This window comes from Neobacillus cucumis (assembly GCF_023715505.1).
The window spans coordinates 156,949-175,724 of record NZ_JAMBOH010000002.1 but is presented as its reverse complement, the minus strand read 5'-3'; the positions used below and the strand labels follow the sequence as shown (position 1 = coordinate 175,724).

Annotated in this window: 15 protein-coding genes; 2 read left to right on the top strand and 13 right to left on the bottom strand. The window is 37.1% G+C overall.

Translation table 11 applies throughout. The features are described from left to right. Nucleotides 1-30: 30 nt before the first annotated feature. The 6 genes from M3226_RS03510 to M3226_RS03485 form a co-directional block, all read right to left on the bottom strand. Entirely contained in the window at nt 31-951 is a 921-nt protein-coding gene (locus tag M3226_RS03510) for an AraC family transcriptional regulator (protein WP_251562639.1), read from the bottom strand. Nucleotides 952-1,095: 144 nt separating this feature from the next. Then, on the bottom strand, nt 1,096-2,487 hold the full coding sequence (locus M3226_RS03505) for a sulfatase-like hydrolase/transferase (protein WP_251562637.1): 1,392 nt from the start codon (nt 2,485-2,487) through the stop codon (nt 1,096-1,098). Nucleotides 2,488-2,499: 12 nt separating this feature from the next. Next, nucleotides 2,500-3,519, bottom strand: coding sequence for a Gfo/Idh/MocA family protein (locus M3226_RS03500; RefSeq protein ID WP_251562635.1), 1,020 nt, complete (start codon nt 3,517-3,519; stop codon nt 2,500-2,502). 60 nt (nt 3,520-3,579) lie between these two features. Beyond that, the gene (locus M3226_RS03495) at nt 3,580-5,004 is read right to left on the bottom strand and encodes a sulfatase family protein (RefSeq protein WP_285857714.1); all 1,425 of its coding nucleotides are present in this window, start codon (nt 5,002-5,004) and stop codon (nt 3,580-3,582) included. 11 nt (nt 5,005-5,015) lie between these two features. Continuing rightward, nucleotides 5,016-5,840, bottom strand: coding sequence for a sugar phosphate isomerase/epimerase family protein (locus tag M3226_RS03490; RefSeq protein ID WP_251562631.1), 825 nt, complete (start codon nt 5,838-5,840; stop codon nt 5,016-5,018). Further along, nucleotides 5,837-6,859, bottom strand: coding sequence for a Gfo/Idh/MocA family protein (locus M3226_RS03485; protein ID WP_251562629.1), 1,023 nt, complete (start codon nt 6,857-6,859; stop codon nt 5,837-5,839). Before M3226_RS03485 ends, M3226_RS03490 begins: the two co-directional genes overlap by 4 nt. Before the next feature lie 409 nt (nt 6,860-7,268). Between M3226_RS03485 and M3226_RS03480 the strand changes: the two genes are divergently transcribed. Together M3226_RS03480 and M3226_RS03475 are read left to right on the top strand one after the other, a co-directional pair. Continuing rightward, complete coding sequence (locus tag M3226_RS03480) at nt 7,269-8,204, top strand: DMT family transporter (RefSeq protein WP_374110535.1); 936 nt, start codon at nt 7,269-7,271, stop codon at nt 8,202-8,204. A gap of 11 nt (nt 8,205-8,215) precedes the next feature. Then, entirely contained in the window at nt 8,216-8,788 is a 573-nt protein-coding gene (locus tag M3226_RS03475) for a cysteine dioxygenase (RefSeq protein WP_251562625.1), read from the top strand. 98 nt (nt 8,789-8,886) lie between these two features. Here M3226_RS03475 and M3226_RS03470 read toward each other — a convergent pair whose 3' ends face one another. The 7 genes from M3226_RS03470 to M3226_RS03440 form a co-directional block, all read right to left on the bottom strand. Next, entirely contained in the window at nt 8,887-10,893 is a 2,007-nt protein-coding gene (locus tag M3226_RS03470; protein ID WP_251562623.1) for a beta-galactosidase, read from the bottom strand. A 39-nt stretch (nt 10,894-10,932) separates the two neighbouring features. Then, nucleotides 10,933-11,751, bottom strand: coding sequence for a carbohydrate ABC transporter permease (locus tag M3226_RS03465; protein WP_251562621.1), 819 nt, complete (start codon nt 11,749-11,751; stop codon nt 10,933-10,935). Next, nucleotides 11,751-12,710 carry a carbohydrate ABC transporter permease gene (locus M3226_RS03460; RefSeq protein ID WP_251562619.1) on the bottom strand — a complete coding sequence of 320 codons (960 nt, stop codon included), beginning with the start codon at nt 12,708-12,710 and terminating at the stop codon, nt 11,751-11,753. Before M3226_RS03460 ends, M3226_RS03465 begins: the two co-directional genes overlap by 1 nt. 85 nt (nt 12,711-12,795) lie before the next feature. Beyond that, nucleotides 12,796-14,076 (bottom strand): ABC transporter substrate-binding protein, encoded by a 1,281-nt coding sequence (locus M3226_RS03455; RefSeq protein ID WP_251562617.1) that lies wholly within the window; start codon nt 14,074-14,076, stop codon nt 12,796-12,798. A 99-nt stretch (nt 14,077-14,175) separates the two neighbouring features. Continuing rightward, a complete protein-coding gene (locus M3226_RS03450) occupies nt 14,176-15,243 on the bottom strand; it encodes a response regulator transcription factor (RefSeq protein ID WP_251562615.1) in 1,068 nt (355 codons plus the stop codon). 1 nt (nt 15,244) lies between these two features. Then, nucleotides 15,245-17,053: a cache domain-containing sensor histidine kinase gene (locus M3226_RS03445; protein ID WP_251562613.1), complete on the bottom strand. Its 1,809-nt coding sequence runs from the start codon at nt 17,051-17,053 to the stop codon at nt 15,245-15,247. Between the two features lie 166 nt (nt 17,054-17,219). Further along, entirely contained in the window at nt 17,220-18,581 is a 1,362-nt protein-coding gene (locus M3226_RS03440; protein WP_251562611.1) for an MATE family efflux transporter, read from the bottom strand. Nucleotides 18,582-18,776 lie beyond the last annotated feature (195 nt).

The window sequence follows — 18,776 nt, the reverse complement described above, 5'->3', positions numbered from 1 at the left end:
TGTCTCTAGCAATGGCTTTGTTCCGATACACTATAATACAACTCGCCGCTGAAAAGATTCATCTGCCGATTGAGCTTTATATTTTCCAGGCGAACACCCAACAACCCGGCGAAATAACTTACTAAAAAAGGCAGGGTCATCATATCCGACACGCATCGCAATATTAATCACTTTTTCATCTGAAGCTAGAAGTAAATACTTCGCTTTTTCGATCCTAATCCTTTGAATCATCTCAACTACCGTTTCATTCGTCTCTTGCTTAAATAAGCGGTTAAGATGTCGAGCACTAATATTAAATAACTGGCAAAGGTCAGGAATAGAAATTTTCTGATCATAGTGTCTTTCTAGATAACCGCAAATCCGCTGAATAAGGATCTTTCTTTCATGGTCTACATTGTAAGCAATGCCGGGGATCGTCCTTTTTTCGTTATAAATTTGGGACAATAGTATTAAAAGCTCTACTAACTGTAAACGGATTAAGACGGAAGATATACTACTGCCTTTTTCAAATTCTTGAATCATTTTTTCAAGCTGTGCAAGAAACCGGATGGAGTAATTCCCTTTTAAATTTAGGCCATGATGAAACCTCTCATTTTTATTTAAAAATGGATGAATATAAAAATAGTCCATAGATTGCGATACACCCAATTCTTTTAACCATGACCCCTGAATTAGGTTAGGTAAAAATAAGCAATTAATGATTTCAATTGTTTTTCCTTCCTCAACACTAAAAGTATGAACTTCACCAGGATTAATTATAAATACATCATTTGAATAAATTTTATATGATTGTCCTTCAAAAATATGCTCGGCCTCACCTTGAACAACATAGATTAGTTCAATAAATTCATGTGAATGAACCGGTGGAGTATTAAAATGGTCATGGATGTATCTTCTTATACAAAAAGGGAATTCTTTAACCTCCATAAATTCACTGCATCGTAATTTCATTCAGACATTTTCCCTCCTAATCAATCATTTTCTAACAACAATACCATTCTAATATTTTTCTCACTCAAAATCAGTCGAATATTCTGAAAATATTATATATTAGATAATAAATTTGACAAAGTTACTATAGGTATTTAAAAAATTCTACAGTTTACGACCGCCTAAAAGTTGTAATTTCATCCATTGATTGTCGACTAATCCGTCTTGGTCATGGTGTAACTGCCAGTAAAGTGTTTCTCTCAATTGTTTTACTATATTAGAATTTGATTGATCATAGATTCGATTGTTAAGTTCCGAGGGATCTTCTTTTAGGTCATATAACTCATCAATATCGGTTGTATTCCAAATATACTTCCAATGGTGATTTCGGATCATTCTTTGTGTGTATAGACCAAATTGCTGTCCGTTATAGGTTGAAACCAAATGGTTTCGCCAATCCTTAACTCGCTTCCCATGTAATAATTTAACAAGTGACCTTCCTTGAAAAAAATTAGGGATATCCACTTTCAGCCACTCAAGGATGGTTGGAGGTAAATCCAGGAAATTGTAGACAAACTCATCGCAAATACGATTTTTTGGTATTCCTTTTTTCCACTTGATAATAAGTGGGACTTTAATTACTTCTTCATATAGCACATAATGTTTGTCCATCATTCGATGCGCCCCGCATAAATCCCCATGATCACTTGTATAAATGACAATGGTATTTTCTGAAGCAGCTAATTGATCTAAGGTCGACAGTATTTTTCCAATAGCGTCATCTAATTGACTAATAATCCCATAGTATCTTGCAACAATGGGAGCCCAATTATCCCAAGTATAATTTTCAACTCCCCAACTATATAATTGTTGTTTTTGAATATATGGTTTGTTCTCGAATGAATCATAAAAATTGTTCCACATCGGAATATCATCTAAAGAGTACATTTCCGAAAACGGCTTTGATGGCCGACAGGGTAAATGCGGCTCTGAAAAATTCACACGAATATGCCACGGTTTTCCTGACTTTGATAATTTTTCAATCATATCCGTTGCTTTTTTCGCTGTCCAATGGGTCTTTGAATCTTCAACAGGGATAGGGTTAGATTCGCCGAAATAAGTGTTCACAAATCGAACATTAGGGTAGCGCTCTTTCTGAAATAGTTCATATTCTCTCTCATCAACATAATGCTCATATCCATACTGGGTTGGAGCGTTAACAGGGTGTACTCCCCATTTTCCTATATAAGCAGTTTGATAATTTAGTTTAATCAATTCCCTAGACCAGGCATATTCCGATGGCTCCAACGCGGGAATTTTTAACCCATTATTAAAATTCCATAGGCATCCAATTGCTTCCGGACGTCTGCCATTCATAAATGACTGCCTTGCAGGTCCACAGGCAGGCAAGTGCGCATAGGCATTTGAAAACCAGATACCTTCTGAGGCAAACTGGTCGAGATTAGGGGTCTTAACCGGATAAGCCTTACTGAAGCCAATACAATCATAACGCTGCTGATCCACGGTTATCATCAAGATATTGGGCCGTTGTTCCATATTCATCACCTTTTAATAAATGAATTGTTCCTTTATTTTGGGAACATCGATGACGGCACCGTTCTCCATTTGGGAACGAATGGCCGCTTCGATGACCTCCTGAGCAGCTAAAGCATCTAAACCGGAACCCATAATTTCACTTGGATGGATATTATTTTTTATCTCACTGACAAACTTGTTAATCCGCTCTTTAAAGGTCTCGTTAAAACCATTCATTCCAGTCAATATCGAGTTTCGAACTACTGTTATTTCATTTTTTCTATGCGGATAATAAGATAAACTTTCAAAGACATTATCAATAATAAATCGTCCTTTGTTACCCGCTACTTCACAAGATTCGATAGGGTGAATGTTATCCATGTCATAACTACCGGTTAAGTGCCCGACAGCACCAGATTCAAATTCAAGATTAATAGAAGCTGTTGACCATACAGTCCGATCAGGTGCCTTTGTCATAAACGACTGAACTCGTTTAATGTTACCGGCAAAGTAACGCATGACATCAATAGAATGCGGGTGAAGCGCTCTCATATGAATCCAAGGGCTTGATTCAATCGGATTGCCAATCGTTAATTTCATATTAACGAAAAGCAAAGTCCCAAGACTGCCATCATTGATTAACTCTTTTGCTCGATAAGCGACCGGCACAAAACGATGGTTAAGGTTGCAAGCCAAACGTACCCCTTTTTTACGCGCATATTCAACTAATTCCCCCGCTTCCTCAATTTTATTAGAAAGAGGTTTTTCTACTAATACATCCTTCCCCGCTTCCATTGCAATCATCGCCGGTTCGTAATGGTGTGACCCCTTTTCCTGACCACCTGTGGCAATACTAACCACATCAATTTCCTCTTTTTCGAACATCGTTTTTATATCCGTAAATGCTTTAACACCAAATTCTTGTCCCACTGTAACTGCTAAGTCTCTATTTAAATCACAGACAGCCACTAATTGGACGTCCTTATTTTGTTGATAGGCACGGCAATGATTCTTACCAATATTATTAACTCCAACAACCGCTGCTTTAAGCATGTTTTATCACCCTTTTCAAGTTATAAATGCTTCGAGGGAAATCCCCTCGAAGCATTTTTTTTACTTGCGTATACTTTCTTCTATCTGAACGATTGGTTCTTCTTTCTGTTTTTCCTGGAGTTTCTGTGCAGTGTTAAGGGAACCAATGTACAAGGATTCGTAGGCTTCTTCAGACGTTTTAAATGGTCCCCGTTCAAGTCCGTGCCAGCTCAAATTTGTATACATTGGATTCGTACGGCCTGTTTCCCTTTCTCGTTTCGCAATGTAGGCATCCATTCTTCCCAAAAGAAGATTAACCATCTGTGGTTCTTTTTCAGCCACATTTTCAAGTTCATTTGGATCCTTAATCAAATTATATAGTTCAATTTCAGGTTTAAAATGAAAATCAGGTTCAAGTGCTCTTATAAGTTTCCACTCTGGTGTCCGCCAGCCATGTTTTCGCATCCATGTACACTCAGTAATGTAAAATTCAGACACATGCTCCATTTCTTCCTTCCTTCCATTGATCAATGGAAGAAGATTTTGCCCATCAAACGGAATGGAAGAATCGATACCAAGCAAGGCAAGAATTGTCGGAGTGATATCCTTAATTAGTGATATATTTAAAAAACGCTTTCCTTCAGGTAATTTCCCTGGATATTTTAATATTAAAGGTACAATTAAATTGTGTTCATATAGGCTGTGGTGATCGTACCAGCATTGATGCTCGTTTAGCGTTTCACCATGGTCCGAAGTCATAATAATTAAGGTTTCTTCCTCGATACCCAATGATTCAACAGTCGCCAGAATATTTTGAATACATGCATCCATATAGGCTAATGCTCCATCATATTGGGCATCTACATATTCAGAATCTGTACAGCCTTCCGGGATCCATGAGCTTAAAAAATCAGCAAATGGCTTAAAATTATACATTTCATTCAAGGAGTCATTGTCAGGGTCCTTCTCATTACCACCATAGAACATTTTTTCATATGGTTTTGGCGGTAAATAAGGAGAATGGGGATCCATATGTCTTAAAAATAAGAAAAATGGCTGATCCTCTTCTGCAAGTCTTTTCAATTCAGGAATTGTCACATCATTTAAATTTCCCGCCTTAGGGCATCTATTAGTTTCATCAGGCTGCCAAGCTTCATAGTCAAGATACTTTTGAAATCCTCGTGCCGATGGATTCCCTGTAAATCCCACACAAGTGGTGTTGTACCCGCTCTCCCCAAGAATTTCAGCAAGTGTTTTCACATGATCTCCCAGGGGTCCATTATGCCTTAACGCAACAACATCTGTCCCAAAGCAATCCATGCCTGTCAACATCGAAGCATAACCTGGGGTGGTGGGAATGCTTGGACTAAAATGATTTTCAAATAACACTCCACTTTTGGCTATTTGATCAATATGAGGAGTTGTTAAGCGATGATATCCATAAGAGCTCATTCGATCCCTTCTTAAACTGTCAATGCCAAAAAGTATCACATTTGCTTTTTTCATGCTTTGCTTACCTATCCTTTCTTTACAAGATTTTTTGACCTGGCACCTAGGGTTTTTAGGCAAGCATTTAAATAGCCATAGCTTTCTGCTGCTATTATAGACACCTCTGCTAATGAGTGTTGATTTGCTCCAATTACTTCCAAACAAACTGGACCAGAGTAATTCCCATCAACCAACGCTTGGCAATAACCGTATAAATCAATGTCCCCGCGGCCGCAAGCCTGATTTTGAATCTCTCCTGGCCCTTTTGCACGTCCTCGACAATCTCGAATGTGAATATGTCTCACATGATTTAATATTTTAGGAAGCTCCTCCTCAGGATTTTCATTGCCCCGATAAATATGGCTAGGATCCATATCGATTCCAAAGGCCTGTGAAGAAATTTCATTCATTGCTCGCAATGTAGTTGGCGTATTGTAAATGGCATTTCCAACATGTGCTTTCACGCAAAGTGTTAAGCCATACGTTTCTGCCTTCATAGACATGAGATTAAGTTTTTCGATTGATTGTAGAAGGTCCTCTTCAACTCCTGCCTTCCCTCCAGGACCTACATTAATAATTGGAATTCCGATCTCTGCTCCAGCCTCAAATGCCTTTGTTAGACGGTCTTCATCAAGCGAGGCAACTTCCATTGACAATAACTCAAGGCCATATTGGTCGGCTATGGAACGTATTTCAACAGCTTGTTCTTTCCATCGGTCAAGCTCAAGATGTTCACACATACCTTTAATAGCCGCAATTTCCACTCCATCATAACCTGCTAACGCTATGTGCTTTGCCGCGGTCGCAAAATCAAAATCCTTAAATAATACTGAATTTACACCTAGTTTAATCATTTTAGCCCTCCTGTTATTGGCTCCAAATTTTTCACTTCGACAATGGTTCCAGTATTCCAAGATTCAATAGCAGCTTCGATAATCAACTGTGCTTTAAGGGCATCTTCACCTGATCCATTTACTTGATCATAGGTAACACCAGAAAGGAGCTGGTCGACGAAAGAGTTGATCCGACTTTTAAACGTTTCGTTAAAATTACGCATTCCACCTAGATAGCTGTAATTTTCTGTCTCAATACTATGACGAGGATAAAAAGATAGTTGTTCACAGGCGTCCTCCAAGACAAACCGGCCTCTTGAACCGACTACCTCACAAAGTTCTAGACCATAGCTAGCTCCGGCATCATAACTTCCTACTAAATTACCAATGGCGCCATTTTCAAATTCAAGGAGAATTTGCGTATTGGACCAAATGGAGCGGCCTTCTCCTTTCATCATAAACGCAGCTACTCTTTTGACATCACCGCAGAAATATCGGATAACATCGAAAGAATGCGGGTGCAATGCACGCAAATGGAACCATGGTGAGCTTTCAACAGGATTGTTAATCCACATTCTCATATTAATCATATGAACTTTGCCAAGCCGGTCATTTTCAATCCATTCTTTGGCTCTTTCAGCAGCTGGTGTAAATCGATGATTAAGGTTAATGGCATAAGGAATACGGTTTCTCTTCGCAAGTTCAACCATTTGGATTCCTTCTTTTATATCATTTGAAATTGGCTTTTCACCAAGCACAGGTATGCCTGCTTCCAACAATTGAATTGTTGGGGTAAAATGTTCACCGCCATTTTCTTCTCCTTTTGTGCATACGCTTACAAGATCAAGTTGAATTCCACTTTCTAGCATTTCGTTGACACTGTAGAAAGCCTGCCCGCCAAACTTTTCCGCAGCTTGATCTGCTTTAGCTTTCACAATATCGCAGACTGCTATAATTTCAGTGTTTGGATTTTCTTTATAAACAGATGCATGAATGCTGCCGATATTACCGACACCGACTATCCCTACTTTTAATTTCATCTTCATTTCCTCCATTTATAGAAATTCTATTAAAAGCTCCTTTGAAGTTTGGTAGACTTTTCAAAATGGTATATTACTGTGCTTATAAGCTGCAGTTATCAATCTGTCATCATCCAGGTTTATTTAAAATAATCAAAATCACCTCCAAAATGTTTATAAAGTAAAACCGGTATGTAACCGCTTTACGATGAACTTTTCTGTGGTAAATTCTTGATTTAATTTAATAGTATTTGAAATTGAAAAAAACATCATTGTCCATTCAGCCAAATAGATGGGCAATTACGCCGTATTCTTGAAAACTTAAATATTTCATTTCGTTTAAATACTGTTCAATAATCCCACTTACAGATTACACATTATTTTTTTAGATAAGCATAAGATTTAAATATCTATTATTTTTGAAAGGAATGTGCAACTATTGCCTTTTAATAGATCAAGATTATCTGCGTCACTTTATGCATTGATATCAATTAGTTTTTGGGGAGTTTCATTTGTATCCACGAAGGCGGTGCTAGAAAAACTTGACCCCTTTTCAATCATTGTTCTTCGTTTTGGCATAGGAGCCTTGTTTTTACTTTTATTATTAGTATTAAAGCGTATCCGGCTACTCGTTTCTATTAAATATCTCCCCCATTTAATAGTACTTGGCATTCTTGGAGTATTCGTCCATCAAGTACTCCAGGCGACAGCATTATTAACCATCAATGCTTCTTCTGCAGGATGGCTAATTTCGTTATCCCCTATCTTTACAGTCATCATATCCATTCTTTTTTTGCACGAAAAGATGACCATAACAAGGGCTGTAGGAATGGTGCTGGCAATTACAGGAGTCCTTCTAGTTACATCGACAAGAAGTGGACATTCCTTTCAATTCTCCATAAATATAGGATTTTTCCTAATGATAATGAGCACGTTGAATTGGGCTGTTTATTCGGTACTATTAAAAAGCTTGCGAATTCCTTATCCGCCTCTTTTGGTGACATTTTATATGAGTTTAATAGGCTTGATCCTGACTACACCATTTATCATACGCAGCAAGGGATGGGTATCCCTTTCACTTTTGAATCATACAGAATGGTCACATATGTTGTTTCTGGGTGTTTTTGTTTCCGGAATTGCTTATTGGTACTGGGGGAAGGCGCTGGAAGTTTTAGAGGCATCCAAGGTTTCGATGTTTCTGTATTTGGAGCCTGTCTCAACATTGGTTGCTGCCGTTCTGCTTTTACAGGAAAAAGTTTTATTCATAAGTGCTGCCGGAGGAATCATAATTATAATTGGAGTCATTATTGTTAATGGTCAGCTAGTGCCTCTGTTGTTCAGCTTCTTCAAGAATAATCGTCCATAGGAGGAGCGCATATGACTTTGACAAGTAGAATAAAGAATGTGTTAGATACCTTAAAAAAGCCCTCTAAAGCACAGTTAAAGGATGCTCTATTAAAACTAGATATAAAACTTAAGGATTTTGATGACTTGCCAGAACCTTCCCTGGGTAAACCATATAATCGTAAACTTCTTTTCAAAAATGAGGAAGTAGAAATGCTCGTAATGAATTGGTCTCATCTGGAATGTACCCCTCATGATCATGGTAATTCCCATGGCTGGATACAAGTCCTTTCTGGTACTTCCCTTAATTCAGTTTATGAGATGAGCGGGACTGGCTTACCTGCTGAATTGTTTCGTGAGTATCACCATCAAGGGAAATATTTTTATGCCCCGAAAAATGCCATCCATAAAATGCAAGCCTCTAATCAGACTGACTTGGTCACACTCCATCTGTATTCCCCTCCTATTACCGGAATGAAAGTCTATAATCTGGAAAAATGTGCGGCTTGTGTTGTATCTGACGATTGCGGGGCATGGTGGCCTGATGAGCAACACCAAAAGGTAAAAGAGATTCAACTTAAGAACAATATTAAAAATAAGGACTGACATATCAAAAAAGGCAACTACCCAAAATAATAGGTTAGTTGCCTTTACATGTTAATTCATTAAACATCAATCACTAACAACAGAACCATGCATAGATTTTACAGCTCTTCTATAATAAGGACTCCCCAAGGCTCTACGTCCAATGTTTGCGCCTTAGTCACAGTACTATGAGTTAACAATTCGACACCGTCTTTATGGGGATACCTTAGAGAATTTGGAACCTCTGAGTAATTAAAGTAATAATGAACATGCTTTCCTTCTTGGTTTATCCCCGACTTAACGATTAACGGAAAGGCGAGCTCTTGGTCTACTCCCCACAGATTCGCCTTTTTTATGGCATGCTCCAATATCTTTTGCATGATCGCTGAACTAGGCATACAACCAATATAGGTTGCTAGTCCTTTACCATACTGATTTTCTGTGACAGCTGCATACTTTCCCCAATGCGGGTGATCATAATATGCTAATACTTTTGCCGTGGTTGGTGTTAGTAGTTCCATCCAAGTTTCCACCGTATTATTTTCTTGGCCAACCTGGAAAGGATCATCTGTTAAGGAAACATTCTTCGGTTCAACGAACATATTGTAATATATTCCGCATGCCTCATTAATAATACCAGGCTGCGGAGTCGTTCTTACCTTTACATGTTCGTCCGTAAATCCACTCTTGAACGTATATATTACGTGACCACCGTTTTTAACAAACTCGTTTAATCGCTCTAGCAAGCGGTCAGGAGCAGTATACAAGGCTGGAACAATGATCATCTCATAGTCTTCAAAATGATCACTAGATGGATGAACAAAATCACAGCCAATATTCATTTTGTAAAGCTCATCATACATCATTCGAACAATATCATTGTAATTTTTGGAACTAGAAAAATTAAATTTAAACCAATCGAGAGCCGTCAATGATTCATTGCTAACTAATATAGCAACTTTATTATTTTTCTTCAGATTTACTAGATGTGGAGAGAGTCTTTCAAAATCTCTGCCGATTGTTTTTGCTTCATTGTAGACAGGATTGGGTTCAAAATCATGGCTGAGCAGCCCTTTCCAATAGGTTTCAAACGAGTTGTGAATAGAATGCCAATGCCAGTAGGCGACCATGTTAGCTCCTGAAGCTAAATGAGAAAATGCCTGAAGCCTTAGCTGCCCCGGATATGGCACCCAATGGGTAAATGCTTGTGCTTCGGTTTCAACAACAAGATAATTGGTTCCCTTTGTAGAGCGAGCTACGTCTCCGCCAAAAGAAATTTCAATTCCGGTTAAATCGTCCTGTGATGGATGATAAATGTCTACTCCAGTAATATCAAATGCCTTAGCCGCTTCAAAATGGTCTACTCTTGGTTGAATCCCGTAGGAATAACCGCGCCATTCAAAATCAAAGTTTTGCATAACAAACTGGTCCTGACGTTTATACTCATTAACTATTGAAACCTGCCAGGAAAGAAACTCCGTTACTAGCTGTCTTTGAAATCTTGCAAACTCTGATCCTAAACTGCCATTTATTGTTCCAACAACTGAAGGGAAATCCTCCCAACTATTAATACGATTGCTCCAGTAATCAAGACCAAAAAGGTTGTTAATATTATCTAGTGTTTTAAACTGTTCTTTCATGTATTTAACGAATAATACCTGAACATTCGGACCCGCAGTGTCATAGTGCTTTGTCTCATTATCCGTCTGGTAGCCTATTACGGCTGGGTGATCCTTTACATGTCCAATCAATTTTCGGATAATCCGTTCGGCATAAAAAAGATAAGTTGGATTGGTGATATCCATTATCTGACGAGCCCCATACTTTCCCGGTCCCTTTGGGGTAATTGCCAAGACATCTGGATGTTCTTTCACCATCCAAGTTGGGATCGCATAGGTTGGTGTCCCAACAATGACTTTGATTCCCGCACTGTGCATGGCATTCAGTACCCGGTCCACTGAAGAAAAGTCAAACACCCCATTCTGCGGTTCATGGGTGCTCCACGTCGATTCAGCGATACGGACAACATTAATCCCTGCCTCTTTCATCATCTCAATATCTTTTTCTAATCGTTCATAAGGCATGTATTCATCATAATACGCAACTCCGTATAACAATTGTTTCATAACATTTTTCACCTTCCTACTTTGTGCTAACCAATTGCTTTATTTAATCGCACCATCTGCAATTCCCTTAAGAATATATTTTTGGAAAATCGCATAGAACACGACAACAGGCAGTGCCGTAATAATAAGCCCTGAAAGAATTTTAGGCCAATCACTGTTGTATTCGCCAAATAACATGTTAACGGATAACATCAAGGTATAATTATTCACATCTGTCAACATAATCAATGGCAATAAGAAATCATTCCATAGCCACAAGATATCTAAAATAAGGATGGTCGCTGTGATTGGCTTTAGAAGAGGAAAAATGATTTTCGTAAAGATCTGAAAGTCATTACATCCATCAATTCTTGCCGCTTCCTCTAGCTCTTTTGGGATGGTTTTAACGAAACCGTGATATAAAAAGATGGCCATGTTAACCCCAAGCCCAATATAGATAAGCCCTAATCCATAAATAGACCCCTGTACATGTAACCCTTTTGCAATTTTGGTTAAGGTAATCATAATAGAATGAAAAGGGACAAGCATTGATGCTAGGAATAAAGTAAAGATAAAATTACTTAATTTCCCTGGAGTCCTAGCTAATTTATAACCTGCCAGGGAACCGCATATAACAATGCCTGCTAATCCTATTACCGTGACAAGGATTGTATTCCAGGCGCTATGAAATAAATCTAGCTGCTCAAATACACCTGTATAATTTTCAAAATGCAATTTAGTTGGCAGCTTTAAAACGGATTTAAAAATTTCTCCTTGTGTTTTAAAGGAATTAATAAAAGCCATGTAGATAGGGAAAAACGATATGGCCGCAAAAATTGCTAGAATAAGAGTAGCCGCTACTCCGTATAGTCTTTTCATTATGCTTCCACCTCTTTCTTTTTCAACACTTTGACTTGGATCAATGTAATCACTAAAACAATCAGAAAGAGTATCATTGCTTTTGCATTGGCATAACCATATCTAAAATTATTGGAGAATGCCTCTTCATAAATATTAAGGGCCATTACCTGTGTCGATCTTCCCGGTCCGCCTGCAGTGAGTGCATAAACAACATCAAACACTTTGAAGGCACCATTCAATGTTAAGAAAGCACAAATGGTAATCGCGTGCATAATCATTGGAATCGTTACATGAATAAGTCTTTGGAATGGATTTGCTCCATCAATCATGGCCGCCTCTTTTAGGTGTGACGGTACACCCTGCAGTGCTGCCATATAAATGACCATCATATAGCCAATCCCATGCCACAATGAGACGATTAGGATAGAATAGAAGGACACTTTTGCGTCACCGATCCATGGTTGATCAAGAAGATGAAAAATGGCTTTTTTCGATAGTTCCGGAAGAACATTTGAAAAAATAAAGGAAAACATTAACGCACTAATAATCAAACTTAACATATTTGGCATAAAGAATATCGTTCGAAAAAATCCTTTCGTCCTAACCCGGGTTTCAATAAAAAGTGCTAGAAGTAACGCGATTACATTTTGGAAAACAAACATGAACGCCGTATATTTTAAAGTAAAGAAAAAGGAATGACGAAAATCTGGGTCATCTTTAAACGCTTCAATATAGTTACTAAGACCAACAAAATGAAAGGTTTGCGATAATGCATTCCAATCGGTAAAGCTATAAAAACCTGCCCCAACCGTTGGAATCAACAAAAACACAAAATAAAAGATAAAAGCCGGAAGAACAAATAATAGTAGACTAAGAGTACCTTTTTGTTTTTTTAAACTTAAGGTGCTTTTAGAGTTTATTTTCGGTTGAACCTGGTTTATAGCGATTTGATTGCTTTGTTTCCCTAACTGTGGCATTGCACCCACCTCACTGACAGTTAATTTTTGATAATGATAAAGACAGCTGTAGAGCTGCCTTTATCCTTGGCTGATCATGATCAATTTACTTATTGTTTTTATTGAATTGATCCCAGGCACGATCCAACCCTTTGATGACATCCGCTTTGGATACATCTCCTGCAAGATAACTTTGGAATAATTTTTGCGACTCGTCTTTAACAGCAGATGGTATTGCAGGGTCCTGGTAAGCCCTTCCTTGTGAAACATAATCAGATGATTCTTTTAACCACGGGAATGGTTCAAATGTATGAACTTTTGAGACGGCATTAAATCCAAGACTCTTATAGAAATCACTGGAATCTTTATCATCAAGAATATAATTGATTAGATCTTTTGCCACAGCTTTGTTTTTACTCATTTTGGAAACAGCAAGTGATGTTGATGTACTCAAATTCAATAAAGTTGCTTTAGGATTATCATTAATAGGCAGTGGTGCAACTCCAAATTCAAAGTCTTTATTTGCACTTACAATAGAATCAGCCATCCATGGACCTTGTACCCACATCGCAGCCTTGCCATTTGCAAAATCAGAAGCACCTTGATCTTGTCCGTTCTCAAATGCACGCTTTGTTCCGTTTGCATTGACTAAATCCATGACATTAAACAAGTCTTTTACATCTTTGAAAGATCCTTTTCCTTCATTCATATCCTTAATAAAGTCAGGTGTAGTTGTACTGATGTCCCCACCTACAGTAAGAGGTAAAAATAATTGCGGGATGTAAGCATCTTTATAAGTTAACAAAAACGGTGTAATATTATGTTGTTTTAGTACTTTAACAGTTTCCTTCATTTCGGACATTGTTTGTGGGATTTTTAAGTTCAAGTCACTAAAGATTTTCTTATTGTATAAGTATCCCCATTGAAGAGTCTCTAGTGGAACTGCTACTACTTTTCCGTCGGTTGTGGTTACAGCTGGTTTAACTGTGTCATACAACTTATCAGCAAACGGTTCCTTTGATAAATCTTCTAGATAACCTGCCTTATTAAAAAGCGGGATATCATTTATTGCATGCAGACTAAAGATGTCAGGGCTATCACCTGAAGCTAATCTGGTTTTTAAAAGCTGTGACGCTTGGTTTACATTTGGTAATTCCAATTTGATTTTGACATCAATGTTTTTATCTTGTTTTTCTTTTTTAACAAACTGATCAAAATATGTTTCATATTGCTTTTTGAATCGTGGTTGTCCAATGAAAACCTTAAGTTCAACTTGTTTTGACGCCTTTGTGTCATTTTGGCTTGAAGCAGTATCATTTGAACTACAACCCGCTAACAAACCAATACCCAGCATTACGCTAAGCACAGACGAAATCGCTTTCTTCATTTTTGTGGCCCCCTGTTAAAGTTTTAACTTACACTTTAATCATAGTCACTTCTCTCAGTTAAGAATATTGAAAATATTAGCGCTTACATTTGGACTTTTTTAACCTTGCCTCATTTCTCCGGGTGAAATTTTGAAGTACTTTTTAAACACACGATAAAAATAAGAAAGATCCTCATACCCCACCATTTGGGCAATGCTTTTAATTTGAAGTTCATTTGCTTCTATCAATTTTCTCGCATATTCCATTCGTCTGCTCACAATATACTCTGTGATATTGCATTCATACATAGCTTTGAACGCTTTGCTTAAGTATTCTTTACTAACAAAAAACTTGTTGGCCAACACATCCAATGAGATATGAGATTCTGCAAAATTTCGTTCTATATACTCTTTAATTTCCTTCAAATCGACTCTACCTTTTCGTTTCTTAAACTGGAGTATATATTCAATATAACGTTTTCCTAATTCCTGTTGTTTCTTCATGATTAAATCCAGTGAAAGGCCGCTATCATAGATTAATTCTTCATTGTTATACACATCTAAGACATTACAATTATTCTTAATCATTAGCTCTTCTAAAATTAGAATAAACTCGTGTTCAATCTTTGCAAGGGCATTGTTGTCAATCCGACCGATTTTCTTTAATTCTTTGAAAAAACGCTGCATACTATTTTCAAAGCCCTCTATATTTAATTCATCCAAAAAAGATACAATCGTTTTTTTATAATCTATAATTAACGTAGATATATCTTTATTTAAAAAGGAAAAAGGTTTCAAATAGGACCTTAGTTGACTTTCAATCTCCTTCGTACATTTTTCTAAGGTAAGATTTAATTCGTCTGCATTGATCGGTTTTAATAGATACTCATTTACTTTCGAGCGAATCGCCTGGCGCATATAGTTAAAATCATCATAGCCGCTTGCCACAATCAGTTTAATCTGAGGGTAACGTTCTGCTACAACTCGAAGTAATTCCATACCATCTACACCTGGCATTTTCATATCCGTGATGACAATGTCCGGGGTCCATTGTTCAATTAACTTCAATCCTTCCTGTCCATCAGGTGCCTCCTTTATAGCTGTGATTCCATAGAACTCCCATTTTCCAAACATTTTGATCGTTTCTCTTGTCCATTTTTCATCATCAACAATTAATGTTTTTATCATTTTATACCTCCAGTAGCGTCCGCGCGGGAATTCTTATAACTATTTGTGTTCCAATACCTAATTCGCTTGAAATATCAAGACCGTATTCATTGCCGAAATACAATCCAATCCTGGCGGCAACATTTTTAATTCCTATGCTTCCTCTTGTATTCAATTGCTGGGAAAATTTATTGATTTGGTCAAGGAGATATTTCAATTTCTCCTCTGGTATTCCTACTCCGTTATCTGTAATGGTTATTTCTATTTCATCGAATACTTTTTGCACCTCAACCGATAGTTTCCAATTTCCAACTTTTTGTTCGAATCCATGAATAAATGCATTTTCCACCAACGGCTGTATCGTCAGCATTGGAATTTTATATCCTTCGGTACCTTCCTCTACAAAAATATCCGTTTCGATTTTGCCATCAAACCGTTGATTTTGAATATATAGATAATTTTTTATATGTTCGATTTCATTTTCTATTAGAACCATATCGCCTTGCTTTCCAGTTATATAGCGGAACATATCACTTAGTGCACTGATGACCCTGTAAATACTTTCCGCATTATGGGCCACTGCCATTCCTCCAACTAACTGAAGGGTATTATAGAGAAAATGGGGATTAATTTGTGCCTGCAGCGCCTTAAACTGAGCCTCTTTAGTGGCAATTTCACTTTTGTACTCTTTTTCTATTAATTCATTAATTCGAAAAACCATTGATGTAAATCTTTTTTCAAGCAGGCCAATCTCGTCATTACGATCGGTTTCAATTCTTACGTTAAAGTTATTTTCCTCGACCTCATGCATTGCATCCACTAATTGAATAATAGGCCTAGTCGTTCTTAATGATATAAAAATAGATAAAAATACTGTTAGTATAATAGAAAAAACACCTATGATAATGGCATAAACCAATGTCTTAGTTACACCATTCATTATGATAGTTTTAGGGATAACCTTTACAATGGCCACTTTATTGTTAAATGCCTTTTGAAAGAAAATATAACCATTTTTAGATTTTAGATAATAAGCATCCTTTTTACTGTTATTGATTTGCTTCGTTATTTTATGTAAATCAACAGCTGGTGCTTTATTAGTGTTAGGGTTATAAACGATTTGTCCTTGGTTATTTAATAAATAAACAGAGCTGTCTTTTTCTGATTTCAACATCTCAATAACACTATCGACTATATTCCAATTAACATCTATAGATACTCCGCCTACCATTTTTCGATCCTCAAATCGAATAATACTTCTGGTTAGTGAAAAATTTTGTTTAGAACCTCTAGTATCAAAAATATAGTGTGGATTGACCCCTAACTTTGCCCAGTTTGTCCCCTCAAGATTAGCTATTTTCGATACTTTAAAATCTTCTTCTGTTATAGAGTAGACTGTACCTTTTTCTTTAGCATAAATTGAGAAACGATCAAGATGCTCATTCCTATAGTAAATCGAATATAATTTGTCTTTTATATAGTTTAATGTACTAAAATTCAATGGTACATTTTCATCATTGGTTTGACTTATACTAGGTATTAATTTCTCGTCAATTAAACTAGCAAATAAGATTTTGTCACTTTCTTTTAATTTTTCATCCACATATTTGCCAGCTAAAACGATTCTCGACTCATTTGAACTGATCACTTCTTTTTCATAATTTCGTTGAGATACATTGATGGAGAAAATTATTAGGATTAGTAACGGGACAATCATGACAGATAACAACAGGAACATTAATTTATATCGAATATTTGCTGCTATTTTACGAAGAATTTTTTGCTGTAAATAATTCCGAACACGATTCGGGAGTCTCCTAATATTCAACATAGTGTTTTTCCTTTTCACTTATATTCTTTTAATTAACTTATCTTTCAATTATAGAATTGTCAAAAGTAATTATGGGGAAATAAAAAAATCCCCTTACGCTATTACTAAATAGCATGAGGGGATATCATTTATGGTAATCGAAATATGACATTCATCGCCGCAAATTTTAAACGTTAACCGACTTGCTTTGAGCAATAGTAGATGATTTGCTCTTTGCCAATGTCCAATTGTAAGACTTAAATCGCCAAGCATTTGTAATACATTGAAAAATGATTAAACTGCAAAAAGCGGTCCAAGCACCCGTCTGTCCAAGATGATAAACTTGAGTTAACAAAATAGTGCACGGAACAAAGAAAATCCAGTTTAACAATAAAGAAGTTCGAGACAAGAAGGTTGTATCTCCTACTCCCCTAAGCCCGCCTGCAAGAATAATACCTGATCCGCTAAACAATAAAATGAACGAAGCTAAATGGATCAGGGAAACAGATGTTAAATACACGGCAGAATCTGCGGTGTACAATTTGGCAACTGGTAAGGCAAAAACAAACAATATGATTGAAATCAAAAACATAAACCCTAAACCAAGGTAAACGGTTACCAAGCCAAACCGTTTCGCTTCCATCGGTCGCCCTTTGCCGATCTCCTGCCCAATACCAACGGTAGACGCAGCACCAAATCCATTTGCTGGCATAAACCCAAAGGACAGAATGTTTAGGGCAATTTCATTGGCTGCAATCGCCACTGTACCAAGCCGAGTGATACAAGCGGTAAACACTAGCATACCCATACTATTGGACAACTCTGTAATTCCTAGTTTCGAACTCTCAATCAGAAGCAATTGAACCTGATGCCTCTCAATCGGAATCCAGGAACGAGTAAAATATTTTTCGTTTAGGAATCGGAAATAAACAAGCAGATTGAGGAGAAACGTAATTCCTTCAGCTACGACCATACTCCAGCCTGCCCCTTGTAATCCTAAGTTTGGAAAACCAATCTTTCCATATGCTAATACATAGGTTAAGAACACCACTAACGCGCTGTTAATTAAAGAGATATTCATTGGTGTACGAGTATCACCCGTTGCCCTCATATACGCATAAAAAATAATATTAAAAACAGTGAACATCATCGCAAACATACGCACTTGAACATATGGAACCCCAAGCTTTATAATTGCTGCGTTTGAACCCATGACTTCTAGAATAAAATGTGGGATAACATAACTAGCAACAAATAAGAGAATGGCTTGTAAAGCCGCTAAGATCAAGGCTATTTGCATTCGCTGATTGCCCAGCTTCATATTTCTTGAACCATAGTTTTGAGCAACCAAATAATTGATGGCTCCTTGATTACCAGAAAACAATGCCCATAAATTGTACATTAAAACATTGGTGATCCCTACGACTGCAATTGCTGTAGCCCCCAACTTTCCAACAATCATCAGGATTAGCAAACCTGTAACGGTCATCGATGAGAAAGTTGCAATTGATGGAATGGCCAAACGAAGAATTTCCTTAACTAATTTCATATCATCCCGCCGGTCTTCTTAATAGTTAAAAAACGATTAGTTTATGTAAATAAGAATTCACATAGCACATGAAAGCGCTTTTCATCTGTTAAAGTTTAAGTTATTTTAATCTTTCAATAAATGGGCAAAATGCACAAAAGAAATATAAAGTTTTTATGCAAGTTGTTTACAATGATTTAGTACAATAAAAATCCC